This is a genomic window from Corynebacterium singulare (assembly GCF_000833575.1).
Lineage (GTDB): Bacteria > Actinomycetota > Actinomycetes > Mycobacteriales > Mycobacteriaceae > Corynebacterium > Corynebacterium singulare.
Map to the genome: position 1 here is coordinate 2,045,819 of NZ_CP010827.1, position 22,386 is coordinate 2,068,204.

Below are 22,386 nucleotides of genomic sequence, written 5' to 3' on the forward strand. Positions count from 1 at the left end.
CATCCCTCCTTTTGGGCGTACAATCGGCGGCCACATATCCCCGACAGGAAGGAATCACCATGACCGCCGTCTACACCACCGAAGCTCTGTCCACTGGTGACGGCCGCGATGGCCGCGCCGTAGTTCAGGACTCCGATCTTGACTTCACCATGACCGCCCCGAAGGAGATGGGCGGCAGCGGTGAGGGTGTTAACCCGGAGCAGCTCTTTGCGGCTGGTTACGCCGCCTGCTACCACTCCGCGCTCAAGGCTGTGGCCAAGGACAAGGACGTCGACGTCACCGACTCCGCCGTCGGCGCGCGCGTGACCCTCAACAACGGTTCCGAGGGCTTCTTCATCAGCGCCGAGCTTGAGGTCACCATCCCCGGTGTGGAGCAGGACGAAGCACAGGCGCTTGCCGACGCCGCCCACGAGGTCTGCCCCTACTCCAAGGCCACCCGCGGCAACATCGACGTCAAGATCACTGTGGCGGAGGACTAGGATCGCCAGTTAGTAATCGGCAGAAGAGAGTTCGCTTTCTTCTTCGAATTCTCTCCACTCGCGGAATGCCTGCATCCGTTCCTCGGTGCGCTGCTGTTTCAATTTCAGAACATCGTCACGCTTAAAACGGTTGTGCGTTCCGCGCTTGTGGGTCGCTATCTTTCCCTCTTTTGCCCACTTCATGAGCGTCGGGCGGGAAACTCCTAAAATTTCCGCAGCGACCGTACTAGTAAGCTCTTCGGGTACGCGTGAAATAGTAACTTCACCGCGCTGCGCAACAGAGGACAAGATTTGAGAAATCAGTCGTTGCACATCAAGAGGTAGCGCAACCGCGCGCCCTTCTGTATCCGCGGCTTCAAAGGTCGCGGCGCCGAGGGAAGGTAGCGCCTTGAGGCTCTCTACCGTAGCTTCGTCGATCATCACTTGGTCATTGATCACTGTAGCGGAGGCCATTAACACTCCTTTCCTTCTTGCCGCCAATAACAACTCTTTCACTTACAAGTGAAATCCCCTCCAATCGTAGCCATACCGCACGTACGTAACCACAAACTACCCCAATTCGGCACCCCCTAAGCCCTTTGGTCAAGCTAGACGGCGGTTAAGATCCGCGGACCAATTGGCAATCTCCCGCCCTAAGTACTCGACGTAGCGGCGACGGTCTTCCTCATCCATGTTCTGTACCTGAGCTACAGAAGTATTAATGTTGCCTGGCTTTGAAACGGTTGACTTTGTCAATTTAATCCCTCCGTTGTCCCTCAGTAGTCAGTTCTGCTTATCTCAGAGATTAGCCGTCGTGGAGAATCTGAGTAGAGGAAGCCTTCAGCGCTCCTTTCCCAGCATGACACTTACACTTGAAACGTCTTTCACCTATCAGTGAGACTCTTCTTAATGACAACCGAGTTATGTGCGAATGTCTAGAGGCCACTCCAATGCTCCACTTGCTGCGCATGTCCGGCACTCCTGCCAGAATCAGGGCTTGACTGTCAAGGCACGCACTCCATCACTGCGCCCAGAAGGCCCACCAAAAAGCTCTGGAGCCTACGCGGCTCCAGGCGACAACGTTCCGGTAACCGGCTCGTCGTGCGCTTATTCTAAGCAATACAACACCAAGCCGACAAGACTCTTAGCCGCACACCGTCCGATAAACTAGTTCCGACGCACAAGGAACACACACCATGACTGAACAGGAACGCCTCCGAGCGCTTGAGACTCGCGTGAGCGAATTGGAGTCCCAGGTAGCCCAACTACTGCAGACCCTCGGTCATACTCCTTCGCGCCCTAGTACCGCAGACACACCGCCGCCGGCAACCGTTCATACCGAAAGGCGCTCACCGGAGGAGAAGATCGCACTCTTCATGGATTACTTCACAGGGCGGACAGACGTCTACGCAGTGGCTAAAAGTACTGCGGGAAAGAAGGCCTGGTATCCGGCCAGCAATGGCTACTATGACCGAAGAAATCCCAACCTAAAACCCCTAACACCGAAGGTGATCGAAGGACATCTGCGCCGAGACAACCGCTTCCACGTCGGGCTTTATCCACTGTGTACAGATGATAGCTGCCGGCTATTGTGCTGCGATTTTGATGATGACGACTTCAAGCAAGCTGCCCGCGCCTACGCGGAAGAATGCAGGAACCAGGGCCTCGACCCGCTCATTGAAGTATCGCGCTCTGGGAACGGAGCCCACGTCTGGGTATTCTTCGGCGAACCTATTCCCGCCAGCCTCGCTCGTTCTGTAGGCATCGGGCTTCTTGCCAAGGCTAGTCCGGATTCATACTTCTCTAGTTTCGACCGGTTCTTTCCATCCCAAGACACACTGCCGGCGAAAGGCCGCGGTTTCGGCAATCTGATTGCCCTCCCATTAGCAGGCCACCATCGATCCGAAGGCACAACAGTCTTCGTCGATCATGAGTTTCAACCCTTGCCAGACCAATTCGAAGCTTTGGCAAGAACGAAGAAGTCAACGCTTTCCGAACTCAAGAGAATCTACGCTGTACTTCAGCCCGATCCCGAGACATCCCTCCCCCAGGCACCCACCCGCGAAGAGCTGAAGAAGCTCAAGGCCGCCGGAAAGGTCCATGTCACGCACGATTCACACGTCCACGTCGATTTATCGGGCGTCGACGCCACCACCCGTACGGCCCTGCGACACCTAGGTGCTATTGCCAACCCGCAGTTTTATATAAAGCAGGCTCAGCGTTTCTCCACTTTTGGCACTCCACGGCTCATCGTACGTTTCGATGAGAAGGACCAAGTCCTCACGCTCGACCGCGGCACGCTCGATGATGTCCTCGGCATTTTGAAGACTGCAGGATATACCGCCGTACGCCGCGGCCGTACGCCCAAGCCCCGGCGCATCGATGCATCATTTGTCGGTGAACTACGCCCCTACCAGCAGTCCGCCGTCAAAAAGGTGCTCAAACATAAGTCGGGAATGCTCATTGCTCCTCCCGGCACTGGAAAGACTGTCATGGCGTGCGCAATCATCGCCGAGCGTTCAGTCCCCACGGCGGTGATAGTTCCGTCGAGGGAGCTGGCTACCCAATGGCGCCAAGCACTCAAGCAGTTTCTCCCGGAAGTACAGATAGGCCAATACTCCGGTGCCAAGAAGAAGCTCAGCGGCGTGGTAGACATTGTCACTGCCCAATCCATCAGCCGCAATGATTCCAAGACTGGTTTTCTCTCCACCTATGGCCACATCATTGTTGACGAATGCCACCGAGTCGGCGCTGCGGGTTTAACCAACGTTCTAGCTCACCTCAACGTTCGTTTCATGCTCGGTATGACCGCGACGCCCTACCGTTCCGACGGACTCGATAAGCTGCTTCCCCTCATTTGCGGCCCTATCCGCCATACCGTCGAGCTCGAACGCCCCGGACGCCGCGACTATGTAGTCCACAACACGGAGTTCACTTACGATGCTCCTTACCTGTTCTGGCCCGATCTCGACACCGCTCTGGCGGCTGATGCACACCGCAACCAACTCATCGCCGATGTCATCACACGAGCCGCGCAGGACGAGCAGAATGTCCTTGTACTAGTGAAACGACGCGAACACCTGGCAGCCCTCAACGCATTGCTTTCCGACGCCCCCTTCCCTGTCCTTCAACTGCACGGCGGACAAAAGGCAAGCGAGAGGCAAGCCGTTCGTGAGAAACTTGCCGCAACACCACATTTTGTCCTTTTAGCCATGTCCCAGGTAGCCGGCGAAGGCATTGATCTTCCCGCACTCGATACTCTTGTCCTGGCAGCGCCTGTAAGCTTCCGTGGCGTTGTCATTCAGCAGGTTGGCCGAATCACTCGCGATGCTGATGACAAGGAGAACGTCTCCGCCACCGTCCACGACTTTCTCGATACCAACGTCCCTGCCCTCGCCTCGGCCTTCAGAAAGAGAAGTTCGACCATAGCCAAGCAGGGATTCACTCGCAATGATATTTAGGGTTTCCCCGTGCATGGCCGATTCCTACTAGATTAGGGGCCATGCACAACTGAAGTCCTTGTTGGACAGCCAGATGAATCGGAGCAGCACAGTGGCTGAATTTGTAATAACCTACAAACGTCGCTCAGGCGAGTCTTTCATCAAACAAGTTTCGGATTCAGCTGAAGCGCTTAAGGAACGCCTCCGCCGCGAAGCAGCAATCTACGATCCTGATATTGAGATCGCCCACATCTCATCACCCTCCCTGGAATCCTTGAAAAAGTCGCATTCACGGTATTTCATGGGCAGCGTTGAGCTGCAAGGCGACTAGGAGGACACAGCCTAAAGCCTCGCTCATGGCCCCGCCTCCGTGGGCGTGATTATTTTGACCTGCGCTCTGCAGGTCGAATGCCAGACAGCGGGCTTCGAATATTTGAGCCAGTCTTCGCTGCGCATGTCCGGCACACCTGTCAGAATCGAATCATGTCTGTTGAAGCACGCGCGCTGTCACTCCGGCGCTTGATGCATGATTCCGCCGCGATTCGGCTCCTCGCTGCGGATAATGCGCCGGTGATTCTAGCGTTGATTGCGGAGTACTTTCCACGCGGCACACGGGCGCGTCCGGCGGCGGAAGTCTATGAGCTCATGGTCACCGATTTCGAGGTGATTGCCAGCGAGTTTCCCATGCCGCGCACCCCACAAAACTATTGCAATGACTGGGTCAAGGCCGGTTGGTTGGTGCGTAAATCCGGAAGGAGTACACGTGGTGAAACACTCGAGCCCAGCGAGGAAGCCCTATCGGCGTTGGAAGCCATTGAGCGCTGGGAACAACCGGTGACCACAGTGACGGCCTCGCGTGTGGAATCAATTAGCTCAGCGCTGCAGAGGTTGGCGCGGGATACCAATGAGGACATCGCCAGCCGCGTGGCCAGTTTGGAGGCAGAACGCGCACGCATTGACCACGAGATTGAAAAAGCACAACTGGGTCAGTTTGAAAGGCTCACTGCCGCCGAGACTGAGGAGCGAGTCCAGGATGTGCTCAATATGGCTATGGCGGTACCGAGCGATTTCGCCAGAGTCCGCCACGATCTTGAAGCACTCAACCACCAGCTGCGCCGGCAGCTTTTGGATCCGGAGGGCTACCGCGGTGACGTGCTGGAGGAGATCTTCAACGGCGTGGACCACATCGCAGAATCGGATGCGGGCCGCAGCTTCCAGGGCTTTTATTCCCTCCTTATGGATAGGGAGCGCAGCGCCTGGCTGGACCAGTGGATTGAGCAGGTGCTCGATAGCGACGCCGGGAAAGACATCACGCCGGAGCGGCGCCAGCAGCTGCGCCGTCTCTTTCGCGATATGGAAGAAACCAGCTTTGAGGTCAACCAGACCATGACGGGTTTGGCTCGCAGCCTGCGCCACTACGTGTCCTCGGAGCAGTTCGCGGAGGACCGGCGCATGATTGAGCTGCTGCGGGAAGCCCGCGGCATGGCCATTGATGCCGCGCAAACTAGTGAGCTCAAAGCCTTTCACCGAATGGACACGCCCCTGCAGCGCATCGGCATGTCTATTCACTCGGTCTCCCGCATTCGTCTGGCTAACCCTGGACGGGAGGTCGTGGAGGAAGCACCCGTGGCCTACCAACCGGGCGAAGACGACGCACACGCCCTTTACGAGCTGGTACGCGAGTCCGAGATCGATTTCGAGGAGCTGCACGAGGCGATTCGGCAGACTGTGAGCGACTCTGGCCCGTGCACCATCGCCCAAGTCTTGCAGGCCCATCCCGCAACACAGGGTCTCGCCAGCGTGGTGGGATTGGTCCACATTGCTGACCAACATCCGCTGCCTGCGGTGCGGGAGGTCAGTGAAAAGGTCACATGGACCGAAGAAGACGGTTCTCTTCGTGCCGCGCAGATTCCCACTATGTATTTCGATCACACAACCGTTGAGGAGCTTCAGTGACCACCGCCAACAGCCCCCGCGTGGATTCCGCGCACGAGCCCCCGCTGTGGGAGCACGACAAAGGAACGTTGACCTACCACTCGCGCCGCGCCTTGGTGCAGCTGCTCCAGGGCCCACTTATCCGCGCGCAGAAGGAGCCAGTGCTGTGGTCAGCAATTATCTCTGATGAAGAGAATCTGCGTGCCCGGCTGCACGAGGTGTTTTTGGAGCTCGTCATCGATGAGACCGAGGGATTTGCTTTTACTCGCATGGTGGAAGAGGACAGCCTGAGCATCCCGCAAGTGCTGCGCACGGACAAGCTCAAGCACATCGATACCGCTATCTTGTTGAACCTGCGCCAGGAGCTCGGCCTCGCATTGCCCGGCGAGCGCGTCATCGTTGACGTAGAAGATCTCCGGGAGAGCATCGGCTATGTCCGCGCGGTGGATAACCGCGACGAGGCCGGATTCACCAAGCGCTTCAACGCAGCAATAAAGCGCATCCAGAATGACTATTCCCTGCTGAGCGCGACGGAGACCGAAGGCCGGTTAGAAGTTTCGCCGGTGCTGCGCCAGCTTTTCGACGCCTCCACGGTCACCGCCATCCGGGATGAATACGCCCGCCTGGCGCGAGCCGAGGATACCGAGGAGGACACCTCAGATGACTAAGCACACGGACCTTTACCCAGGCCAGTTCCGCATCAGCCGCATCCAGCTCATCAATTGGGGAACCTTCCACGGCTATTTTTCCATCCCGGTAGCGCGGAAAGGTTTCCTCATCACTGGTGGTTCGGGCTCAGGTAAATCCACGCTGCTGGATGCCATGTCAGCGGTCCTTGTCCCCCAGAACCACGTGAAATTCAACGCGGCCTCGCAGCAAGACCTCGGGCGGCACAACGGCCGCAATTTGGTCTCCTACGTGCGCGGAGCGTGGCGGCAGCAGGAGAATACGCAGACCGGTGAGATTACCCCGGAATACCTGCGCGAAGGTGCCACAAACTCGGTCGTGGCGCTGACCTATGACAACGGCCAAGGCAAGCAGCACACCCTCATCGCCATTTTTCGCCTCAATGGCGGGGAGAACTCCGTAGGCCAGGTAAAGAAGTTGTACGGGCTGGTGCCGGGCGATGAGGACGTCGATAAGCTCAGCCCCTTGCTCACCCGCAGCCTGGATAGTCGCAAGATCAGAGCGCTGTATAAGGGCCCCGGCGCGTCCTTTACGCCAACCTACGCCACGTTTGCGGACCGCTTCCGCAAACGCTTAGGTATTAAGAATGTGGAGGGCCAGCTCCTTCTTCACCGCACGCAATCCGCGAAGTCTCTGTCCAGCCTGGACCAGCTCTTTAGGGATTACATGCTGGATGTGCCGGATACCTTCACCAGAGCGGATGAAGCCGTGGAACAGTTTGAGGATTTGCGCCAGGCCTACCTGCGGGTTGAGGACGTCAAGGCGCAGATAGATACGCTCGCGCCGCTGCCCCAACTTCACTCTCAGCGGTCTAGCGCTGAAGCGGATAAGGAGAAAGCAGAGGCCATGAGTGAGGCGCTGCCGGCAGTACGCACGCGCCTGGTGGCGGAAGAATTGGACTACCTCATCCGCGCATTCACAGCACAGCTGGCAGAGGCCCAGTCCCAGGCCGAAGCCCTTAACGCGGAGGTCGCACACTTGGATGACGCCGAACGCCTGGCCGCGGTGGCTGTTACCCAGCTCAGCGCTGGCGAGCTCGATGCCTTAAGCGCCAAGATGGAAACTGCGGACAAAGAAATTGAGCACCGCACGAAGGAATTCCAACGCCTGGCTGCGGCCGCTGGAGCGTGGACCGATGATTATGAGTTCAGCCCGCACGGCTTCGCCGAGCTGCAAGCCAACGCGAAGCTGCGCATCGCAGATTTTGAGGTTGACTTCGCCAAACTCACCAACGAGCAACAGGAAGCCGGCGTAGCCGCCCGCGACGCTGCCACCGCCTGCGCCGCGCTCGATAGCGAGCTGCGCTCATTTAGCTCCCGGCGCACCAACATCGACAAAGCCTTAGTAGAACTGCGCTCCCAGCTGGCTCGCGATACCGGCTATGCCGAATCCGAGCTTCCCTTCGCCGGCGAGCTCATCGATATCAGCCCGCAGCAGGCGGACTGGGAACCGGTAATTCAAAAGCTCCTTCACGGTTTTGCGGCCACCCTGTTGGTGCCCGAGGCCGCCCGCGACACCATCAACCAGTGGGTCAATTCGCGCAACGTGGGCACCCGTTTGGAGTACCGCACCATTCCGGAGTTTGCTTCACCACCGGCGTCCGCACGCAGCCCGCGGCAGCTTATCCACAAGCTGGAATTCCAGGACCACGCCATGGCGCACTGGGTTCGCCAACATATTTCGCGCCGCTTCAACTACGAGTGTGTGGACTCGGTTGCGGAGCTAGACAAGGTCACCACCACCCCGGCGGTAACGCGCGATGGCCTGGAAAGCCGCCCCAAGGATAAGGACGGCTCAACCCGCTTCATCAAGGATGACCGCAAGCGTTTTAGCGGCACTGCCTGGTACCGGGTGGGTTCCACCAACACCGCCAAGATTGAGCTGCTGCGCGCCCAGCTCACGGAGGCCAAGGCCACCGCTCGTGCCACGGCCAAGCAGGTTCAAAACCTCAACCGGAAGATGGACATTCTGCGCTCCCAGCGCGATAAAGCCCAGCAGGTGCTGGAAACCTCCTTCCAGGACATTGACACCGCCTCCGCCGAGGCTCGCCGGCGGGATCTGCAGGAGCAGTATGACTCGCTGGCCTCCTCCCCGGAGGCCCAAGCCTTAGCCGCAGCCCACGAGCAGGCCAAGGCCAAGCTCAAGGACGCACGCGCCCGGCAGAACGCCGCCCAGAAACACCTGGGCAACATCGAAAACGAGCTAGAGCACTCCACAAAGCGCCGCCGCATCATTGGCACCGTGCCTGACATCGAGGACCAGGACATCGCGAAGGCTGTCGAAGAGGCCCTGCACAAAGGCAAGCGCAAGCTCACCATCGATGACATCGACGCCCGGCGCGATGAAGTGCAGGCCAGCCTCCAGAGCACCGCCCGGACCGCCACGCGCAGCATAGAGGACGCCAACGCGAAAATTGTCTCCGTCCTCCACACGTATCTGGCCCAGTGGCCAGCGGAGGCCGCGGACCTTGAGCCGCAGGCGAGCTTCGCCGGCGAGGGCATAGAGAAACTCCGGTTCCTGCGCGCGGACCGCCTGGCGGATTTCCGCTCCCAATTCCTCGAGCTGCTCAACGGCTCCACCGTGCGTAACCTCTCGCACCTCACCACGGACTTGCGCCGTGCGCGCAGCGATATTGAGATGCGCATGGAGTTCATCAACAAGTCCCTGGAGCGCTCGCCCTTCAATGGGGAGCGCACCTTGCGCATCGACGTCAAGGACGCCCGCGGCCAGGTGGTCCAGGATTTCCAGCGGGATCTTGATGCCGCCACCTCCCACAGTTTGGGCGAAATCAGCGAAGATGATACAGAGGCCGCCCTTGCGCGCTACCACGCTTTGGACAAGATCTTGAGCCGCTTGGGCTCCAGCCAGCCGGAGGATATCCGCTGGCGCAACGTGGTGCTGGATACCCGCAAGCACGTCAGCTTCGTCGGCCGCGAGTGCTACCCGGATGGCACCACGGCCAACACCTACCAGGATTCCGCCTCACTGTCTGGCGGCCAGGCGCAAAAGCTCGTCTTCTTCTGCCTGGCCGCGGCCCTGCGCTTCCGGCTGGCGGAGCCTGATCAGGACGTGCCCACCTATGGCTCCATCATTTTGGATGAGGCCTTTGACCGCGCCGATCCCACGTTCACGCGCACGGCCATGTCGGTCTTTACGTCCTTTGGCTTCCACATGATTCTGGCTACCCCTTTCAAGCTCATCCAGACGCTATCTCCTTACGTCGATGGCACGATTGTGGTCAAGTACGACGAACCCACCATCAATGGCCGCCCACAGGCGCGCACGGGCTATTCGCTTATCGACGCCTCCACCTACCAGGACCCCGACCATGCGCAGCCCTAAAGATCTGCAAGACCACGCCGCGAAATACCTACGCAACCACTTTGCCGAAGCACTCGCAGATCCGGATTCCTTGTGCGTCGACTGGCCCTTGCACCCGCCCACCGCTGCTGCTGCCGCCCGCGATATCGACGCCGCACAGAACTTTGTCCGCGCTTGGCAGCGCTGGCCCCACCAGGAGGAGGTTATCTACGCCTCCCGCAATTGGTCACGCGCGGGCCTCGGCACGAACACCATCCCGACCCGCATCACAATCACCGGCGCCGAACGCATCGCCGATGCTGCGGGCCTCAACGCCGAGTACGTCCGCGCCCGTGAACGAGCGCACAGCATTGCCGCCATATTCCCGGGCTCCCCCGACTTCGCCCACACCGTCCACCGCTCCTATAACCAGTGGAAGGATTTAAGCGCCTACGACCTGCGCTGCCTCGCACCGTGCCTGACCTGGCTGCGCGCCAACCCTGACTCCGGCGAGTGGGAACGCGCCGTGCCGGTCGAGGGTGTGGACGGCAAGTGGATTGGTACCCACCGCCGCCTGCTCCTCACACTCCTCGCGCCGTTTGGCATCACAGACTTGGGTCTGCGCCGCAGCGACACCCGAATCCGCCTGCGCTACCTCAACCACGCTCCAGCGCTCAACGATGTCGAAATCCCCCTAGCCCACGCAGCCCACCTCTTCACGACCACCCCTCCCCGCGTCCTCATCGTGGAGAACAAACAAACCTTCCTGGCCTTGCCCATGCTTTCCGAAGCCTCCCCTCCCACCATCGCCCTCCTCGGTGCCGGCACCGCCGCTCACCAACTCCACGCACTGGGCTGGCTTAACCACACCGACATCACCTACTGGGGCGACCTCGACGCCGCCGGCTTTGCCATCCTCAACGCCGTACGCGCCCATTTCCCCCACACGACGTCACTGCTCATGGACACAGCCACCGTCACTGAATTCCAGCACCTGGCCGTCCCCGACCCCGGCGACGGCTCCGCCACACTTACCCACCTCACCACCGAAGAGCAGCGCGCCTACCGCCAACTCTTCACCGCGGGCCGGGTGCGCATTGAGCAGGAGCGGATTCCGTTCATTTATACAAGTGAAATAATTGAAAGAAAATTTAAAGCGTCAAAATGATAGATACACTCATCACTAAAACTTCTAGTTGAAATAACCTCCGGAGACGACGCTTCTTGACAATAAAATATCTAGTAATTCCAACCCAAACAATCCCGATTCTAGGCCTACCATTCTTCCGAGCACCTCATAGATATGATGGCAACAAATACTACGTTTGAGGGCCTTCCTACCTAAAGCTCGGCTACCAATATTCCCACGAGGCTCCCAAAATGCACCGGACGACAAACCACTACACGACCAAAAACATCTCACTTTTAGCAATATTACTTAAAGCCAAACTAGTCTATTGACGAATATACACAAACAATGATTTCCAAAGACGAAGACACCCTATGATTTTCCGAAACAGGTGTTTACATTAAGTGCACAACAGTGTTCGCCCCACCCTAAAGGTAGCCCCTTTAAACCTCACCCAAACACAACCCGCGCCACATATCAATACACTAGTATAAGAAACGCTTCCCATACCGCATACTTCCCCCTTGCGATAACCGAATCTTACATACAGAGAGGCTCAATTATGCCTGACAGCCTGACTGTCCGAATGGCAAAGCAACAGTTTGAAACGTTTGCCGAACATTATCCAGAAATGGAAGAATCTAAACAGTTTGAACTTTTTACATCTTTTTGTGCCATTAAGCAATATGATTTCGACACAGACTTCCTCGAGGACAGTCTCACAGGCGACGGCGGTGACGGCGGAATCGACTGGGCGCACGTAATTGTTAACGACACCGTATTCGACAATCTAGAAGAACCCGACCTGTCGTCAATTCCCAAGAACAGCAAAATGAAGTTCATCTTCGGCCAGGCAAAAAAGGAAACTGGCTTTAAAGCTAAAGCGGCAAATGCTCTACTATCAACTTTTAGTGACCTCTTTAATGAAAGTGAGGAAAAACCATCAAGGATATATAATAAAACTTTCGCTAAAAAGATGAGAGAAATCAAGGAATTCTGGCAGCTGGCAGTCACCAAGCGCCCCGAATTGGAAATAGAAATCAATTATTCCACTTTTTCTGATAGGGCACCCCACGACGACACGAGAGGAGCCTTTGAAGTCCTCGAGAGGCACTTGCGGGGAATTTTTTCCAACGCAAAGGTTCAAACACTTTTCACGGGAGCTGCTGAACTCTTCTGCATATCAAATTCTTTACCCTCGTACGACTCCGATCTAAAGTACCACGTCGAACTCGATAGCTCCTCGGGCAAGGTGGCGCTCGTAAACCTTTCAGACTACTTTAACTTTCTAACCGACGAAGAAGGTCAACTAAACCAGCACTTCTTTGAAGATAATGTACGAGACTTCGAAGGGAAAGTAGAAGTCAACGAGAACATCATATCAACACTTCAATCCGATTCAGCTTCTCCTGATTTTTGGTGGCTCAATAACGGTATTACGATCCTGGTTTCTGATTCTCCAATAAGTCGAGCTAAAACGTATTCCCTACGGGATGTTCAGATCGTCAACGGGCTCCAGACTTCTCGATGCATTTTCGACTATTTTAGCGAGCATGCAGAAAAGCTAAAGTCAGACAGCAGATCGGTCCTGGTGCGAATTTTGAGTCCGAGTGAGGCCCCCGAGAAAGACCGGATCATTCGCGCTACAAATAGTCAAACTACCGTCTCCGTAGCAAGTCTCCGTGCCACTGATCCTGTGCATCGGGAAATCGAAGGGGCATTAAAACTAAACGCTATTTACTACGACCGCAGAAAGAACTATTGGAAAAATCAAGGAGTCTCTCCCATGAAGATTATCTCAGTTGTTGCATTGAGCCAAGCTGTGATTTCCGCATTCCTGCATAAACCAAATACGGCCCGCGCTAGGCCTTCCTCTTTTCTTAAGACAGATTCTACATACGATGAAATTTTCAATGGACGTCCGTTAGAAGATTTCGTCTGGGCTGCCATAAATTTGAAGAATGTGGAGCGGATACTTTTCCAGCACCTTCCTGGGGAGCCAGGACTTCGCAATAATCTGAAGTTCTATATCTTAATGACTTGCAGGGTTCTTGGGCACTGCGTATCAGTCCGAGAACAGCGCTGGCAGTCAGCGAACTGTCCTTCAGATTATTTGCCATCTGATGCGGTAATTATCTCGTTGACCAATTGGGTTTCAGAGCAGGCGAAAGAGCTAGCAGCTGAGCAGAATGATTCTCTCGATAAGATCTGCAAAGGGTCCGAGCTTACGTCTAAGATTGCTAACGAATGGGAAAATTGTGCACCTATAGAGGAGCTCCTCAAATCATGTTTGGAAGCAGAGTAGGACGAGGAGTTTCCTATATTCTTCAAGAATTTGCCTTCTTCGAATTCGCTTCAGCGTTGCCTGAGGCTTTTCGACAGGCCCACTCTGTCCTTTACCAAGCGGACCCCACGGTTAATCCCCTCTACACCGCGAACATCACGGCCAAGAGCCCCGTTACCGGTGAGAGCTACCAGCTCACCTGTCAGATTGGCAGCGATCTAGCCGGTTTGAGTTGCCGCAACCCCGACGACAACAATGTGTTCGCCATCTTCACCTCGGATGCCCGCGACTGGTCGCAGCGCCTGAACACTACCGACTAACCGACCCCGCTATTCCAGAATCAACGCCGCCGTCTTCTCCGGCGGCACGTCCTTCAGCTGCCGGCTCTTGATGCTCCACGACACCAGACCCAACGCAATCCAGACCACCAGCGCGATAAGCGGAGCTGTTCCCAGCATGCCCGGCGAGCCCGGAATAAAGAGCAGCGCCAGGAATCCAATAGAGAGAATGCACCCAGCCAGCGCGAAGTACTCATAGAACTTGTTCGGCGCTATAGGCTTTGTCATCCCGGAAACCTGCCCGGTGCGCGCAATCTTCCAAGCACAGAAGCACGTATAGAAATACGCCACCGTGATACCAGCACTGGACATATCGACGACCCACGTCAACGCCGCACGCCCGAACCAGGGAGTCACCAAACACACCGCACATACCAACAGAATCGCATTGCGTGGGGTGTGCTCCTTGCCTTTGAGCTCACCCAACCGGCGCGGAACCAAATTAGCGCGGCCCAAGGTAAACAGCACTCGGCTTGCTGCAGTGTAGAAACCATTGAGTCCAGTCAGGACACCCGCGCTCACCGCAACAACCATGAGAACCAAGCCCGCTGGTCCCATCACCTCGCTGATGGCTGCTGCCGGTGGCCAAGCCTCGCCCTCTAGGTCGCTGTGGTTGGCGCCCACGGCAATCGACGTCGCTAGCATCATCGCCAAGTAGATCAGCGTCGCTACAGTGATGCCCCACAGCAAAAGCCCCAGAGCCTTCTTCGGAGAGAAATTAAACTCGCCTGCCAGCTGCGGAATGGAATCAAAGCCCACATAGGCCCATGGGGCAAAAGCGATGATGGTCGCCACCGCTGCAACAGGCGGAACATCTGTGGGAAAAGCAGGGGCAAGCTCCGGGCGCTCGACGACGTAATAGATCACCATCGACGCCACAATAACCACCACTGCCAGGATCATGAGCACAACGGCGAAGAACTGGAACTGGCCTGAAAGTGCAGCACCTTTAGAGTTCAACCACGCGAACCCAATGATGAACAACGAGCAGATCACTACTTCGGGGAGATAGATGGTCCACCCGGCGACGTCGTAAAGCGCGCCCTGCATGACCAACTCAGGGAACGTGACACGAAAGATAAGCGTGACCGCCGACGCATTCAACGCGACGACGCACGAGTACCCCAGTGTCAACGCCCACCCCGCAATAAACGCATGAGTCCGGCCGAGTGCAGCCATGGCGAACGCCACCCCACCACCGGTCAGCGGCAGCGCGCGAATGGTAAAGCCGTAGCTCAAACCAATAACGGCAATCATCAGGCCACCGATAACAAAGCCGATGAGTGTTCCAGCAAGCCCCGCCTTCTGCATCCAGTCAAACGGCAAGATATAGGCGCCCCAGCCAATCGCCGCACCCAACGCCATGGCAAAGACCCACGAGGGCTTCATCGTCTTCCGCAGTGTCGTACTCTCCGACATGTAGTTTCACTCCAGACAATTCACCTTGGGCGCTAGGACCTTGCGGACAGTCCCAGCGCGCGTTTCTAGCAAGTCTAGAGATCCCTCGTTAAGTGTGCTGTAGATCTACTAAATTTAATACGAGGTTCCACATCTCACCTCACGAACGTAACCGATGTTGGCCATTGCAGAGCTCTGTCACCAATCACTCGGATGCTCTATACTCTTGCCCAGCCCCCTACGCGTTAGCCCAAGGATCGCGCCCCAACCCCACTCGCACAGGCGCTTGACGACGTCCCCTTTGCGTCTATACGCACGCCGCCTACCGCTGGCAACTGTCGCAACATAACCTAAGAAATGACTATTCCGCCCCGAAGACTCGCCCATTCTCCCTTTCTCGCATCGGGTTAAAATGTGTCCGATAGGCGTTGTGGAAAGCTAGGAACATTTATTGTCCACGATCGCGATATAATTAAGTCACCCTCGTTCTTTTGATTGGAGACAGTTCATAGTGGATACAAAGACCGAATTAGACAACGCTCAAGAGAGCCTTACAATAAAAGAATGGTCCATTCCATCGATTAGCGGGCAGCCGGTCCCATTGTCGGCCAAACGGAAAAGTCCGACGTTACTCTTAGGATCGAATGGCTCGGGAAAATCAGCTTTGCTTCTCTGGCTTCATGCGAACGGAGGCGAACTCCCTATCGTCAGAGTAGTAGGCCATAGAAGAATTTGGTTAAAGACAAGTTCTCCAGTCTTAGATCCGAACAGTATTGGCATCCGGCATTTGTCGAGATACCGCGCCGAGCCGGAAACACGCATCTCGGCCAATTTCGAAGAAGATGAGATATCTCAAACGCTTGTCAAAATCCTAAATAATTTTCACGATAACAACAACAGCACAGCTTCGGCTATTCACAATATAAAAAGCACAGCCGATCAAGCCCCTGAATCTCATTTTCAGAAACTTACGAGAATTTTCGACGCAGCCGGGCTCGACCTAGGCCTAGATTGGCACTCCAGCATTGGCATCTTTATAAAACGAGATGCCGAAGGAGCAGATATAAAAGTCCCTATCACGGATTTGTCGGATGGTGAGAAATCAGCCTTACTACTTGGGGCAGAAATCATATCTCAGCCGGCAGGAACAATTTTTCTAATTGACGAACCTGAGCGCCATCTTCACAAAAATATTACGTCGAAATTAGTTTTGGAACTGATAAAAGCGCGTCAAGACTGCGCTTTTATCATTTCGAGTCATGACGAAAGGCTAGCCGAAGACTTCCTCCACTTAGGATACACGTTGCTAGTCTCCTCCGGCGTGAAATGGGAGAACTCTTCCCCAATTCGGTGGTCTTTGAAAAAGGTTGAAAGACCTCAGTTTGAAGCAATCCCGGAGTCCTCGCTCAGGGCTATTTTGGGGGGACGACAAAAAATAATCTTTGTCGAAGGCCAAGGAGCCAGTTTAGATAAAAGGTTATACGAAGCCCTTTATCCCGGCTTTCGCGTGGTCCCCTCGGGAAGTTGCCGAAACGTTATCGCATCAACAAAAGGAATAGCTCAATCTAAGGATCATCACTGGCTTACTGCAATGGCCATTCTTGACCGAGACTCTCGAGATGAATTCCAGGTCGAACGCCTCCAATCGGAGTCGATACAGGTACTTTCCGTCGAAGAAGTTGAGTCCGTCCTTTACAGCAAAACCGCGGTGTGTGAAATATCACAAATCATAGAAAAGAACTTCGATTCTTCCGTAGATTCTGCTATCAACCGGGTAGAGCTCAAACTTAAAAATCTATTTTCAGGTGAGGGCGCTATGACGAGATTGGCGAAGACCACTGCCGCAAAACAGTTTCACCACTCAGCTTTAGACAGCTTAACGAGCATCTCGCTTTCAAACACTGATTCAGACGACGTAATTCTTAAACTAAGCAATCCTCTCCCTAAGGTGCTCGACAATTTGAATACTCTTGTAGCTAACCAAGAGTGGTGGACGATTATCGAAAGATACCCAGTCAGAGACCTCGGCGTGCCCAAACAGATCTGCGACGCCCTAGGCATCAGTGAAACTTGGTACGTGGGGGCCCTGCTGAAGCGAATTCAAGAAAACCCAGACTTCAAAATGAAAATCTTCCAAATATCCGGTTTAAACCCCAGCGCGTATTCTCAATCGGGTTAAAAACACGTTTAAGGAATCTATTTGCATCGAAATCGCTTTTCCAGATCCATGATTCCCCTTAGATTCGTTTGCTTTCTTTTACAGCGAGGACAACTCCAGGAGGGAGCAGGTGATTCCTAGGGAGCAGTCTATCCTCTCAGCCCAAAAGACTGCTAGGGCCTAAGACATCAAGGATGACCAGAAAGCGCTGCGCCCCTAGAGTTCAACCATGCGAACACAACGATGAACAACGAGCAAATGGCTACTTCGGGTAGATAGATGGTCCACCCGGCGACGTCGTAAAGCGCGCCCTGCATGACCAGCTCAGGGAACGTGACGCGGAAGATGAGCGTGACCGCCGACGCATTCAACGCGACGACGCACGAATATCCTAGCGTCAGCGCCCAGCCTGCGATAAACGCATGAGTCCGGCCGAGTGCGGCCATGGCAAACGCCACGCCTTCTGCATCCAGTCGAAGGGCAAGATATAGGCGCCCCAGCCAATCGCCGCACCCAACGCCATGGCAAAGACCCACGAGGGCTTCATCGTTTTTCGCAAAGCCTTCTGTTCCGACATCAATCTTCACTCCAAGCGTCTCAATGATTCGCTCTCAGCCCTGCAGACTGTCCACACGAAGGTTTCCAATACGTCTAAACTCTCAAGTTTCAAGGCGTCGAAGACCGAACGATAAGGGTTCTATATACCAGCTCAGTAGGAAATTTACACTTCCTTTACTAGCCGAGCTCGGACCGATACTTTTCCATGATCGATTCCAAGTCATGGAATAGAGCCGGTCCATACTTTGGATGGCGCAAGCCAAATTCCACGCTGGCCGGGATAAAGCCGGCCGGGTTACCCAAGTCATGGCGGATACCGTCGTGGACCACGACGTGAACAGGATGGCCTTCAGAGATAAGCAAATCAATCGCGTCAGTCAGTTGCAGCTCCCCACCCTTGCCTGGTTTGATGCGGCGAAGGGCATCGAAAATCGCGCGATCTAGTAGGTAGCGGCCCGTAGCCACCAAGTTCGACGGCGCGTCCTCAGCCGCAGGTTTTTCCACCATGCCCACGACCTTCTTCACACCGTCCTCGTCGGTGTCCTCAATGTCAAACACGCCATAGTTCGATACGTGTGCCGGATCCACCTCAACAGCCAACAGCACCGAGCCACCATGTTCCTGACGCACCCGAATCATCTCACTCATGGCAGCAGTTGGCTCAATGACGTCATCAGGAAGCATCACAGCAAAGTAGTCCTCGTCTTCGTCCAAGACGGACTCCGCCAAACCAACAGCGTGTCCTAGGCCCAAAGGCTTGTCCTGGACAACAGCAACGGGATCAATAATCTGCGCAGCGCGCTCAACCTTCGCTGCCTGCTCATCTTTTCCACGAGCACGCAGGATCTCAACTAGGTCCGGAAACTCATCGAAATGACGCATGACCTCGTCCTTGTTAGGCGAGGTCACAATAGCTAGTCGTGTTGCTCCAGCGCCCGCGGCTTCCTCGGCAATCATCTCAATACCGGGAGTGTCCACGACAGGCAAAAGCTCCTTCGGGACAGTCTTCGTCGCAGGCAGGAAACGCGTACCCATACCCGCTGCGGGGACAACAACAGTGCGGACGGAAGTGGAATGAGCCATAGGTCAATCTTAATGCACTGGAACCCTGCATCGGTTCTCGGCCTACCAAAGAATGGAAGTTGTGGCGCCCGCGCTCATCGATGTCCACAGGTTCCTCTGCCTCACACGTCACCACAAACTAGACTTCATTTTATCTCAACCTCACCCACGAAGGAGTCTCTCATGCGTCGACCGTCACGCACCGGTAAAGCACTCGTTGCCTTAGCCCTCACCGCCTCTCTGGTTACCGGACAGGCAACCTCCCCAGCACCTGCTCAGGCACAGCAATTCCCGATCTTCCAGATGCCTGCCCTTCCCCAATTCAATGAGGAACAGGTCCAGCAGGCCGTTGCTGCACTCGTGGCTCTTGCAGCAAGCGTTGGTGGTTTGGCACTTATTGCCGGCATACTACCCGGAGTCGGTTCTTCCAACGGTTCCTCATCGGCCCCAGCACCGAGCACCACCCCTGCAACAACTCCAGGCACTCCCACTTCCATGCCTGAGTCCACTCAACCTTCAACCTCTCCGGCGCCTACGGAGGAACCCAGCTCCTCGCCGGAACCGACCACAAGCACAGCTCCCGCCCCAGTTACTTCCGTGGAGCCCTCCCTTGGTTTTGCTCAGCACGTAGCCGGCATCAAAGACCGGCTCGCCACCAGTGAAGAGAAAAATCCATTGTGGGCGTGGACCGCTCCCCGCGGCCCGCAGCTGACCCTGCCCACCCACGAAGGCAGCGGCCAAGCCACTCATCCTTCAGTCCTCTTCTTTGAAAATGGCTGGAACGGTTGGAAGTACTGGATGGCGATGACCCCATACCCGGCCAGCGACGAAGGTGCTGAAGATCCCAACGTAGTTGTCTCCAACGACGGCTGGAACTGGCAGGTTCCAGACGGACTCACTAACCCCATCGACGACCAGCTGGGCAAGCCCAACCCTCACAACTCTGACACCCAGCTCGTCATGGCCCCGAGCGGTGAGATGTACCTCACCTGGCGCACGGTGGATCGTCCCAACGGGAAGACCAACCGTATCTACCTAGTGAAATCCACTGATGGAGTGAACTGGTCTGAGAAAGAGGAAATCTGGACCGGAGAGCCGCAGTTCATGTCTCAAGCCCTCATCTGGACTGGTGAAAATTGGCGTCTCTACGGCATCGCCAACCACCCCGGTGTTCCCAACCGAATCATCTTCTATGAAAGCGTTGATCTCAAGACGTGGTCCGCGCCTAGGTACCCCTCGGTTGATCCTTATCTTCAGTCAAACGAGCGCTGGTGGCACATCGATGTTCAACGCCACAACGGCGAGTATCTAGGAATCGTACATATCGTTCCGAGCGACACCGTACAGAATGGCAACCTGTACCTTATGCGTTCGAAGGACGGCATTAACTGGAAGCGCTCAGACACACCGATCATCTCCCACAAAGAATCCGGGTACCACAACCTGTACAAGTCCACGCTAGTTCCCCATGGCAGTGGCGAAAGCCTAACCTTCGAGCTGTACTACTCCGGCTTCAGCGAGGGTCGCGCTGACTGGCGTATCAACCGAACCTTAGCGGAGCGCGTCAGCGCGGAGTGAGTCCACCGTCCGCGTACCCCCGTTCGACGGGCGCGGACAATGCACGCACTCGTTGCGACTTGACGTCGTAATCAAAAAGGAAGTTCTGGCTTCCACGAACGATGCGCAGTACGCGTTTGCTGGGACCTTTCTCCTTGAAGGTGTACTCCACTTTGTCTTCCGGCTTGGCAACAACCACTGCGGTGAGAACACCAAAGTCCCGGCTGGCGCGCCCAAAACCTAGTGTCCACGTATCGGTGGGTTTCTCATTACGGAAGACAACTCCACGCCGGCCCTCACGGTCCCCCCGGGCGAGGTTCGTATCTGTAGGGTCGAAGTAGCGCGAGCCGTCGATACCGTAGCGGATGAACACCAACTGGGTTCCATCGACGACTGACCGGAATCGAACTGTCTCGTACTGCGAGCCCACGTACTCGAACTCTGGGGCCACATTCCAACGTTGCTCCGCGTACTCCACAGTGCGCGTCGGTTCAAGGCTGTCTGAGACCACAAAGGGGCCGCAGTCGACAAAGCACGCACTGCGATTCCAGCGAAGGCCTTCCCAAGCGGTGTCCGCAAGATCGAACGCCGACCACGATTCCTCGATCTGATAATCCACCAGTCGTGAGACTGCCCCAGCGTCGTGCTCCTTTCCACGAACAGTAAGCACATTATGAGCCAGGCGGCTCTGGGCATAGGAACGCAAGGGGCCCCTCACATAACCTGGGTGACCCGCATCTACAATGATGTTCCTCCCACGGTCCCAGTAAGTCAGTGACAAGTGATCAAAATGCCCATGAATCTGACGCGGCGGCCCAAAGCGTAAGGTGTAGTAGCTCTCCAAATCCTTAGGCCTGCGCTGACCAAACCCGGAACGTCCGAAAATGTAGCCCGCCTCGTATACCTTGACTCGCGGTATCTCAGCCTCAGTAGCACCATTCGATAGCACGAATTCCAACGCCCCTCCACGAACATACTCTGGACGGCGTGGCATTGAGTCACCGATTTCGACGAATGTGCCGCCTGGGGTAAGTGAATGCGCAATGAACTCTTCGAGCGACTCCTGCTTTGCGCGCAGCGCATCCGCACCCGGTGCCCCAAACAACTCAAGTGCCTCAACAGCGGTCTGGCGCAGCCTTTCTATATAATTCGCGTACTCAGGTGCCTGCTCATTGATGGCCCCCTCCTCATCGATCATGACCTCGAGACAAGCTTTGGCACGATCAGCACCGATATTGAGCATTGACTCATCACTCAGCCTATCCCCCACCACCATCAACGCCAGTGCTTGGGAAAGCCCATGGTTCCAGTAGCCGTCAAAGTGCTCCATGAGCCACTTCCCGTGATACTCGATAGCTTCGCGCAGCCATTCGTCGTCTGGAAAGATTTCACTAAGCGCACTGAGTGATGCCGCCCGAATCGCTACCGCGTGTCCTCCCCACACGTGTTCGTCATTTTTCCACTCAGGGGTTACGCGGTCCATCTCCCACCAATTCCACGCCACCGCCCAGACAAACTCGGCACCTGCTGCTACTTCCTCAGTCCACGGCGTCTCGGAGCGCTCGGCAGCACGATCTACAATGAAGTCGATCCAATTAAGAGAGTGCAGATAAAAGCGCACCGTTGGGTGAAGCTTCATCGATTCGATCTGCGGCCAAAACGGTTCATTGATGTCAAATAGAACAGGATCGTACGAATGAACGACGAGAGTGCCTCCTAACACTCGCGAAATAGAATTGACTCGCCCCAGTCCACCGGAAATCAAGATATGACGACCACGGTCAGGAGTAGAATAGAGAGTCAATTGTTTTTCCTTTTCAAAACATCACGCGTGAATCTTTTATACAGTCAGCTCCAGCGACTCTAGCAACCATTAACCCCCATGTTCGGACCGGCACAAACGAAATCAGTGAGTCAAAACGCTACTGCGTGGGCACCAACTTTTGGGAACAACCCACAGATCAAATACCAGTGGGGCCTATCGCGGCCAAACCTGTAAAGGCGTCACGCGAAGTATCCACCAACCAGATTCTACCGAGGCTCCCCAGCGACCAACAGCATTAATTCAGTCTTCATAGCAAT

At 55.7% G+C, this 22,386-nt stretch carries 16 protein-coding genes; 11 read left to right on the forward strand and 5 right to left on the reverse strand.

Features of this window, described 5'->3' with window-relative positions; translation table 11 throughout:
- Positions 1-59 precede the first annotated feature (59 nt).
- A complete protein-coding gene (locus CSING_RS09490; protein ID WP_042531768.1) occupies positions 60-479 on the forward strand; it encodes an organic hydroperoxide resistance protein in 420 nt (139 codons plus the stop codon).
- 9 nt (positions 480-488) lie between these two features.
- On the opposite strand, the gene CSING_RS09495 is transcribed toward CSING_RS09490, so the two are convergent.
- Complete coding sequence (locus CSING_RS09495; protein WP_042531769.1) at positions 489-932, reverse strand: helix-turn-helix domain-containing protein; 444 nt, start codon at positions 930-932, stop codon at positions 489-491.
- 722 nt (positions 933-1,654) lie between these two features.
- Between CSING_RS09495 and CSING_RS09500 the strand changes: the two genes are divergently transcribed.
- The 8 genes from CSING_RS09500 (at position 1,655) to CSING_RS09535 (ending at position 13,553) form a co-directional block, all read left to right on the forward strand.
- Positions 1,655-3,919: a DEAD/DEAH box helicase gene (locus tag CSING_RS09500; RefSeq protein WP_042531771.1), complete on the forward strand. Its 2,265-nt coding sequence runs from the start codon at positions 1,655-1,657 to the stop codon at positions 3,917-3,919.
- Positions 3,920-4,010: 91 nt separating this feature from the next.
- The gene (locus tag CSING_RS09505) at positions 4,011-4,229 is read left to right on the forward strand and encodes a hypothetical protein (RefSeq protein ID WP_042531774.1); all 219 of its coding nucleotides are present in this window, start codon (positions 4,011-4,013) and stop codon (positions 4,227-4,229) included.
- Between the two features lie 152 nt (positions 4,230-4,381).
- Positions 4,382-5,854, forward strand: a complete 1,473-nt coding sequence (locus CSING_RS09510) for a DUF3375 domain-containing protein (RefSeq protein WP_042531776.1) — start codon at positions 4,382-4,384, stop codon at positions 5,852-5,854.
- Positions 5,851-6,501, forward strand: coding sequence for a DUF4194 domain-containing protein (locus tag CSING_RS09515; RefSeq protein WP_042531778.1), 651 nt, complete (start codon positions 5,851-5,853; stop codon positions 6,499-6,501). The genes CSING_RS09510 and CSING_RS09515 overlap by 4 nt, the downstream gene beginning before the upstream one ends.
- Positions 6,494-9,862, forward strand: a complete 3,369-nt coding sequence (locus tag CSING_RS09520) for an ATP-binding protein (RefSeq protein ID WP_042531780.1) — start codon at positions 6,494-6,496, stop codon at positions 9,860-9,862. The genes CSING_RS09515 and CSING_RS09520 overlap by 8 nt, the downstream gene beginning before the upstream one ends.
- Positions 9,849-10,988 (forward strand): DUF3322 domain-containing protein, encoded by a 1,140-nt coding sequence (locus CSING_RS09525; RefSeq protein WP_042531782.1) that lies wholly within the window; start codon positions 9,849-9,851, stop codon positions 10,986-10,988. Before CSING_RS09520 ends, CSING_RS09525 begins: the two co-directional genes overlap by 14 nt.
- A gap of 547 nt (positions 10,989-11,535) precedes the next feature.
- Positions 11,536-13,254 carry an AIPR family protein gene (locus CSING_RS09530; protein ID WP_158407803.1) on the forward strand — a complete coding sequence of 573 codons (1,719 nt, stop codon included), beginning with the start codon at positions 11,536-11,538 and terminating at the stop codon, positions 13,252-13,254.
- Complete coding sequence (locus CSING_RS09535) at positions 13,236-13,553, forward strand: hypothetical protein (RefSeq protein WP_052471412.1); 318 nt, start codon at positions 13,236-13,238, stop codon at positions 13,551-13,553. The genes CSING_RS09530 and CSING_RS09535 overlap by 19 nt, the downstream gene beginning before the upstream one ends.
- 9 nt (positions 13,554-13,562) lie before the next feature.
- Here the strand turns inward: CSING_RS09535 and CSING_RS09540 are convergent, their stop codons facing one another.
- Positions 13,563-14,960 (reverse strand): APC family permease, encoded by a 1,398-nt coding sequence (locus tag CSING_RS09540; RefSeq protein WP_236683959.1) that lies wholly within the window; start codon positions 14,958-14,960, stop codon positions 13,563-13,565.
- Positions 14,961-15,480: 520 nt separating this feature from the next.
- Between CSING_RS09540 and CSING_RS09545 the strand changes: the two genes are divergently transcribed.
- Positions 15,481-17,148, forward strand: coding sequence for an AAA family ATPase (locus CSING_RS09545; protein WP_158407804.1), 1,668 nt, complete (start codon positions 15,481-15,483; stop codon positions 17,146-17,148).
- A 167-nt stretch (positions 17,149-17,315) separates the two neighbouring features.
- Here CSING_RS09545 and CSING_RS09550 read toward each other — a convergent pair whose 3' ends face one another.
- Positions 17,316-17,714: a hypothetical protein gene (locus CSING_RS09550; RefSeq protein WP_201773949.1), complete on the reverse strand. Its 399-nt coding sequence runs from the start codon at positions 17,712-17,714 to the stop codon at positions 17,316-17,318.
- A gap of 148 nt (positions 17,715-17,862) precedes the next feature.
- A complete protein-coding gene (locus CSING_RS09555; protein WP_042531792.1) occupies positions 17,863-18,768 on the reverse strand; it encodes a UTP--glucose-1-phosphate uridylyltransferase in 906 nt (301 codons plus the stop codon).
- Positions 18,769-18,930: 162 nt separating this feature from the next.
- On the opposite strand from CSING_RS09555, the gene CSING_RS09560 reads away from it, so the two are divergent.
- The gene (locus CSING_RS09560; protein WP_042531793.1) at positions 18,931-20,325 is read left to right on the forward strand and encodes a hypothetical protein; all 1,395 of its coding nucleotides are present in this window, start codon (positions 18,931-18,933) and stop codon (positions 20,323-20,325) included.
- Here the strand turns inward: CSING_RS09560 and CSING_RS09565 are convergent.
- On the reverse strand, positions 20,312-21,943 hold the full coding sequence (locus tag CSING_RS09565; RefSeq protein ID WP_042531795.1) for a heparinase II/III domain-containing protein: 1,632 nt from the start codon (positions 21,941-21,943) through the stop codon (positions 20,312-20,314). The two genes, CSING_RS09560 and CSING_RS09565, sit on opposite strands and share 14 nt — an antisense overlap.
- Between the last annotated feature and the right edge of the window lie 443 nt (positions 21,944-22,386).

Coding starts and splice junctions, on each gene's coding strand:
- CSING_RS09555 (WP_042531792.1), bottom strand. CDS start 18,768: ATGGCTCATTCCACTTCCGTCCGCACTGTTGTTGTCCCCGCAGCGGGT.
- CSING_RS09565 (WP_042531795.1), bottom strand. CDS start 21,943: ATGAAGCTTCACCCAACGGTGCGCTTTTATCTGCACTCTCTTAATTGG.
- CSING_RS09530 (WP_158407803.1), top strand. CDS start 11,536: ATGGCAAAGCAACAGTTTGAAACGTTTGCCGAACATTATCCAGAAATG.
- CSING_RS09535 (WP_052471412.1), top strand. CDS start 13,236: ATGTTTGGAAGCAGAGTAGGACGAGGAGTTTCCTATATTCTTCAAGAA.
- CSING_RS09520 (WP_042531780.1), top strand. CDS start 6,494: ATGACTAAGCACACGGACCTTTACCCAGGCCAGTTCCGCATCAGCCGC.
- CSING_RS09525 (WP_042531782.1), top strand. CDS start 9,849: ATGCGCAGCCCTAAAGATCTGCAAGACCACGCCGCGAAATACCTACGC.
- CSING_RS09495 (WP_042531769.1), bottom strand. CDS start 932: ATGGCCTCCGCTACAGTGATCAATGACCAAGTGATGATCGACGAAGCT.
- CSING_RS09490 (WP_042531768.1), top strand. CDS start 60: ATGACCGCCGTCTACACCACCGAAGCTCTGTCCACTGGTGACGGCCGC.
- CSING_RS09540 (WP_236683959.1), bottom strand. CDS start 14,960: ATGAAGCCCTCGTGGGTCTTTGCCATGGCGTTGGGTGCGGCGATTGGC.
- CSING_RS09500 (WP_042531771.1), top strand. CDS start 1,655: ATGACTGAACAGGAACGCCTCCGAGCGCTTGAGACTCGCGTGAGCGAA.
- CSING_RS09510 (WP_042531776.1), top strand. CDS start 4,382: ATGTCTGTTGAAGCACGCGCGCTGTCACTCCGGCGCTTGATGCATGAT.
- CSING_RS09560 (WP_042531793.1), top strand. CDS start 18,931: ATGCGTCGACCGTCACGCACCGGTAAAGCACTCGTTGCCTTAGCCCTC.